The sequence below is a fragment of the Methylophaga sp. UBA4204 genome, from assembly GCF_002379485.1.
Lineage (GTDB): Bacteria > Pseudomonadota > Gammaproteobacteria > Nitrosococcales > Methylophagaceae > Methylophaga.
Genome location: NZ_DFTU01000011.1, coordinates 24,592 through 25,287 on the forward strand (window position 1 = coordinate 24,592; position 696 = coordinate 25,287).

At 49.9% G+C, this 696-nt stretch carries 1 protein-coding gene; it reads right to left on the reverse strand.

The genetic code is table 11. From position 1 onward, the window contains the following. Nucleotides 1–583: urease accessory protein UreF (locus B3182_RS01550; protein WP_292751267.1), on the reverse strand; the 583-nt coding region annotated here is incomplete at its 3' end. Nucleotides 584–696 lie beyond the last annotated feature (113 nt).

The following is a 696-nucleotide window of genomic DNA, read 5'->3' on the forward strand; positions in this document are numbered from 1 at the left end:
TGGCTTGATCGACTAAAGCAGGCAAGGTCATCGCTAACTCTGACAAAATGCGTTGTCCTGCCACCTGTCCCAAAGGCACGGTTTTCATCACCGCACTGACCTGATTTTCCAGAAAAGACCAGGCATAGGCATGCAACATATCGCTAAGCGAAATCTCCCAGCACAGGGCGCTGACTGAATAAATGGTCGGAAAAGCCGGTTGTTGCAGGGTGCCGCTTAATAAGACGATTTGTGGGGGCCAGGTAGCTAAATCACGTTGCAACCGTAGTAACGAATAGGCCATCTGCCGCGTTTCTGCCAGTGCTTCACTGCTATCGCGACCGGCCTGATAATACTCGTCCCAGTATTGTATCTGTGGACCATCCATCTGCTGCCAGGCCTTATATAACCTCAACAAAACCGGTAATTCATAGTTTACAAAATAGATCGACAGCACATCGCCTATCCACTGCTTCGATGATTCAATATCGATCACCTCACCGGATTCAATTGCCCATTCCAGTCCCTGTGAATAACTGTAGGCACCCACTGGCAACATCGGGCTGGCGAGTTGTAACAGACGGGAAAGCGACGCTGAACTCATCTTAGTGACTGTGTCCATGTGCGTGAACATGATCAGGTGAATGTTCATCATCATGATGATGGTGATGTCCGCCACCAGAATAGGCCCCGGGTTCTGGTTCAAAAGGCGCCTGT